This is a genomic window from Burkholderia sp. Tr-20390 (assembly GCF_017104595.1).
Taxonomy (GTDB): Bacteria; Pseudomonadota; Gammaproteobacteria; order Burkholderiales; family Burkholderiaceae; genus Burkholderia.
The window spans coordinates 1-4,801 of the sequence record NZ_JAAGPC010000334.1; the positions used below are offsets into that span (position 1 = coordinate 1).

Genomic DNA, 4,801 nt, shown 5'->3' on the forward strand with positions numbered 1-4,801 from the left:
TGGCCGGGCGTGCCGCCGCGCGTTCCGCGTCGTGCACGAGCGCGCACAGTCGCGCATTGACGGGCGCCTGCCCGCCGAAGTGCGCGGCCAGCCGCACGACCTCGCCGTTGATCCACTCGACTTCCGTCGCCCGCCCCGCCGCGAGATCGTCGGACATCGACGAACGCGCGAGCGGGTCGATCGCGAGCATCCGGCCGCCCAGCACGCGAAACGCCGGATCGGGCAAATCGAGCACGGCCGGGAGCCACCCGGCCGGCAACGGCGTCAGCCGCGCGGGCCGGATCGCGGCCCGCGCCAGCCAGTGCAGCGCTTCGCGCTGCGCAAGCGCGACGCAGCGCCGGTACGCACGTTGCGCGAGTTCGTCTCGCAGCGACAGGTTCGCGAGCGCGTTGACCGCGTTGTTCAGGTTGAGCAGCAGCTTCGCCCATTGCACGGCCCGCATGTCGCGATGCAGCGCGAGCGGCAGCCCGGCACGCGCGAACGCGCCGGCGAACGGCGTCAGCGCGGGGGAGGCTTCGGCCGCCAGCGCGCCGGCCGATCCCTGGTGAAACGCACCGGGCGCGCGCTCGATCACGTTGAACGGCACCATGCCGGCCAGCACGGTGGCTTGCGGTAGCGCTTCGCGCAGCACGTCGGCGTTGTGCAGGCCGTTCTGGAAACTGATCACGACCGTGCCGGGCCGCAGCACGCCGGCAAGCTGCGCCGCGACCTCACGCGTCGCGGCCGATTTCACCGCCACGAGCACGAGCCGCGCGGCGGCCGCAGCCGCCGGATCGGTCTCGAACACGACATCTGCCGGCGCGAGTGTCGCGCGATAGCCGCGTCGGTCGGTCAGCGTCAGCCCGTGCCGATGAATCGCGTCACCGATCCGCGCGCGGCCGACGAGCGTCACGTTCGCGCCGGCCGCCGCAAGCCGTCCACCGAGATAGCAGCCGACCGCGCCCGCGCCGAACACGCAAACCGGGGCGTCAGACATGCGAATGCGCGCCGCCGTGCACGGGCCCGGCCCGCCGCTCGACTTCGCGGCGCACGTCGCTGCGCAACCCCGCGAAGAACGCGACCTCGGCAACGACGAACAGCGGCCCGACCATCAGGCCGACCATATCGTCGACGAACGCGGGCTTGCGCCCCTCGAACCAGTGCCCGACGAACTGCACGATCCAGCCGACGACGAACGCGCCGATGCCGATCGCGAGCCATTGCGCCGTGGGCAGCAGTGCGAGCGCCTGCGCGGCCCACAGGCCGAGCGCGAACAGCGCGGTCATCACGATCCCGAACCGCAGGTCGAGACGCAGGTAGAACACCGCGAACGCGACGGCCAGCAGCAGCGCCGGCGACAGCGCGATGCCGGCCAGCATCCCGAGCGCCGGCCGCGACAGCAGCACCTCGACCGCGAACACGATCATCGGAATGCCGACCAGATGCGTCGCGATATTGCGCGCGTCGCGGTGGTAGGCCGCATACTGGGCAAGATGGTCTTCGAGTGTCTTCATCGCGTCTCCTGGTCCATGGTTGAGCGCTATGATGCGCGTCACGCCCGAGAACCTCTGTCAGCTACCCGACATCGCGTGCCCATGCCCTCTTCGCTCGCCCCGTACCTGCCGCAGATCGAAGCGAACCCGTGGTTCGCCGCGCTGCCGCCCGCGTTGCGCGCGAACCTGCTCGCCCGCGCGGCGCTGCGCCGGCTGCCTGCCGGCCAGGCGCTGTTCCGGCGCGGCGACCCGCCATGCGGGCTGTACGCGGTACTGGCCGGTTCACTCACGATAGGTGCGGTCGACCCGCAGGGCAAGGAAGCGCTGCTGACGGTGGCCGAGCCCGTCACCTGGTTCGGCGAAATCGCGCTGTTCGACGGCCAGCCGCGCACGCACGACGCGATCGCGCTCGACGACGCGCTGCTGCTGCACGTGCCGCAGGCCGCGCTGCTCGCGATCCTCGATGCGACGCCGCAATACTGGCGGCAATTCGCGCTGCTGATGGCGCAGAAACTGCGCCTGAGCTTCCTGACCGTCGAATCGATGAGCGTGATGCCGGCCGCGCAGCGGCTCGCCGCCCGGCTGCTGATGATCGCCGACGGCTACGGCGGGATCAGCGCCGGCCGCACCCGCATCCGGCTGTCGCAGGAAAAGCTCGCGGCGATGCTGTCGCTGACGCGGCAGACCACCAACCAGTTGCTGAAGGCGCTGCAGGCCGACGGCGTCGTGCGGCTGCACGTCGGCGAGATCGAGCTCGTCGACGTCGATGCGCTGCGGCGCGCGAGCGGGTTGCCCGACGGCATGCGCTGAGGTTCCGCACCAGCGCCACGCGGCCTCCCCACCGTCACCGCGTTGCGCTATCGTGGCGGCTCGTCCGTTCATCCGCCCGCCTCGCCTTGAGCACGTCGACCGCCTCCGCTCCCTCCCGCCATCCGTGGCCTGTGTTCATCGCGTTCCTGCGGCTCGGCCTCACGTCGTTCGGCGGCCCGGTCGCGCATCTCGGCTACTTCCGCACCGAGTTCGTCACGCGGCGCGGCTGGCTCACCGAGCGCACGTATGCGGATCTCGTCGGGCTATGCCAGTTCCTGCCCGGGCCCGCAAGCAGCCAGGTCGGGATGGCGATCGGCCTCGCGCGCGCCGGCTACGCGGGCATGTTCGCTGCGTGGCTCGGCTTCACGCTGCCGTCGGCGCTGCTGATGATGCTGTTCGCGCTCGGCGTGCATGCAACGGGCGCGCCGATCGAAGCCGGTGCGCTGCACGGGCTGCGCATCGTGTCGGTCGCCGTGATCGCGCAAGCCGTGTGGGGGATGGCGCGCACGCTGTGCCCGGATGCGCGCCGCGTCACGCTGATGGCCGCGGCCGCCTGCGTCGCGCTGCTCGCGCCGGCCGCGTGGACCCAGGTTGCGGTGATCGTCACGGCCGGGTTAGCCGGCCTCGTGCTGCTGCCGCAGCCGCCGCGTGGCGCGCACGATCCACTGCCGCTGCACGTGTCGCCTCGCGCGGGCGTGCTGTGGCTCGCGCTGTTCGCGGCGCTTCTCGTCGTCCTGCCGTTCGCGGCCCGTACGCTGCGCTCCGATATGCTTGCCGTCGTCGATGCGTTCTTCCGCACGGGCGCGCTCGTGTTCGGCGGCGGTCATGTGGTGCTGCCGCTGCTGCAGGCGGCCGTGGTCGCGCCCGGCTGGGTCGGCGATGCGGCGTTCCTGGCCGGATATGGCGTCGCGCAGGCCGTGCCGGGGCCGCTGTTCACGTTCTCGGCGTTCCTCGGCGCGTCGCTGCGCAACGCGCCGAACGGCTGGCTCGGCGGCACGATCGCGCTGGTGTCGATCTTCGCGCCGTCGTTCCTGCTGGTGGCCGGCACCGCGCCGTTCTGGGAACGCCTGCGCCGCAGCACGCGCATGCAGGCCGCGCTCGCCGGCGTGAACGCGGCCGTCGTCGGGCTGCTGCTCGCCGCGCTCTATCACCCGGTCTGGACCGACACGATCGTGGCGCCGCACGATCTGGCCGCCGCGCTCATCGCGTTCGTCGCGCTGGTGTTCTGGCGCGTGCCGCCATGGGCCGTCGTGATCGCGAGCGCCGCGCTCGGCTGGGGGCTCGGCCTCCCGGCCTGACCAGGTACGCGGCGCGTTCCACCGCGTCAAAAACAAAAAAGCCCTCGTTTCGAGGGCTTTTCTTGCTGGGTGCCGCGCGCCGCAGCGGCGCGCAGGCGCCGGACCTTACGCGAAGTTCTTCGCTGCGAAGTCCCAGTTCACGATGTTCCAGAACGCTTCGACGAACTTCGGACGTGCGTTGCGGTAGTCGATGTAGTACGCGTGTTCCCACACGTCGATCGTCAGCAGTGCCTTGTCGGCGGTCGTCAGCGGCGTTGCTGCGTTGCTCGTCGACACGATGTCGAGCGAACCGTCAGCCTTCTTCACGAGCCATGCCCAGCCCGAGCCGAACGTGCCGACCGCAGCCTTCGTGAACGCTTCCTTGAATGCGTCGTACGAACCCCACTTCGCATTGATCGCGTCGCCCAGCGCGCCCGTCGGTGCGCCGCCGCCGTTCGGCGACAGGCTGTTCCAGAAGAACGTGTGGTTCCAGATTTGCGCGGCGTTGTTGAAGATGCCGCCCGACGACTTCTTCACGATCTCTTCCAGCGACAGGTTTTCGAATTCCGTGCCCGGGATCAGATTGTTCAGGTTCGTCACATAAGCCTGATGGTGCTTGCCGTAGTGGTACTCGATCGTCTCTTTCGAGATGGTCGGCGCGAGTGCGTCTTCAGCGTACGGGAGCGGCGGGAGCGTATGAGCCATGGCGATTCCTTCGTTGAGTATGTAGGGAGGCTGTGTTGGATGCTGCCGAGCGTCCGATTGTAGGCGAGGACGAATAACCCCGCAAACTCACGGGCCATTTATCCGCGGTATGCGGAAAAGCGATGTTTGCGCAACGTCCGGCAGGACGAACCCGACGATGAGCAGCATCCGTTCCCGTGCACGATGCGTCCGTTGCGACAACCTTCGCTCCGCTCGCACCCGTTACGTCAGATCGTATCGGTCAGCCGCGGCTGCACGTCGGCGATCGACACGTCGGCCGAGCCTTCCGCGAGATGCACGGTCAGGCGGCGCTGCGGCTTCAGCGCGTTCGGCGTGCGCACCGCGCGGCCCGTCTGCGCATCGATCAGCGCCGCATAGCCGCGCTCGAGCGTGCGCTGCGGGCTCAGCACCTCGAGCCGTGCCGCACAGGCTGACACGCGAGCCGTGTCGCGTTCGTGACGGCGCTGCAAGGCCAGCGCAAGACGCTGCGACAGCCCCGCGAGCGCCTGGCGCGCCTGCGACGGATCAGGCCGTGCG

6 protein-coding genes are annotated in these 4,801 nt (G+C 70.0%); 2 read left to right on the forward strand and 4 right to left on the reverse strand.

Going from position 1 to position 4,801, the window contains the following annotated elements; translation table 11 throughout:
• Both G3N98_RS38415 and G3N98_RS38420 read right to left on the reverse strand, forming a co-directional pair.
• On the reverse strand, positions 1-976 hold a 976-nt coding region (locus tag G3N98_RS38415), incomplete at its 3' end, for a 2-dehydropantoate 2-reductase (protein ID WP_206151042.1).
• Entirely contained in the window at positions 969-1,493 is a 525-nt protein-coding gene (locus G3N98_RS38420; protein WP_206151043.1) for an Mpo1-like protein, read from the reverse strand. The genes G3N98_RS38415 and G3N98_RS38420, both read right to left, overlap by 8 nt.
• 81 nt (positions 1,494-1,574) lie before the next feature.
• Between G3N98_RS38420 and G3N98_RS38425 the strand changes: the two genes are divergently transcribed.
• Both G3N98_RS38425 and chrA read left to right on the forward strand, forming a co-directional pair.
• A complete protein-coding gene (locus G3N98_RS38425; RefSeq protein ID WP_206151044.1) occupies positions 1,575-2,282 on the forward strand; it encodes a Crp/Fnr family transcriptional regulator in 708 nt (235 codons plus the stop codon).
• A gap of 86 nt (positions 2,283-2,368) precedes the next feature.
• Complete coding sequence (gene chrA / locus G3N98_RS38430) at positions 2,369-3,580, forward strand: chromate efflux transporter (RefSeq protein WP_206151045.1); 1,212 nt, start codon at positions 2,369-2,371, stop codon at positions 3,578-3,580.
• Between the two features lie 105 nt (positions 3,581-3,685).
• On the opposite strand, the gene sodB is transcribed toward chrA, so the two are convergent.
• Complete coding sequence (gene sodB / locus G3N98_RS38435) at positions 3,686-4,264, reverse strand: superoxide dismutase [Fe] (protein WP_089440866.1); 579 nt, start codon at positions 4,262-4,264, stop codon at positions 3,686-3,688.
• Between the two features lie 227 nt (positions 4,265-4,491).
• Positions 4,492-4,801: exodeoxyribonuclease VII large subunit (locus G3N98_RS38440; protein ID WP_277396946.1), on the reverse strand; the 310-nt coding region annotated here is incomplete at its 5' end.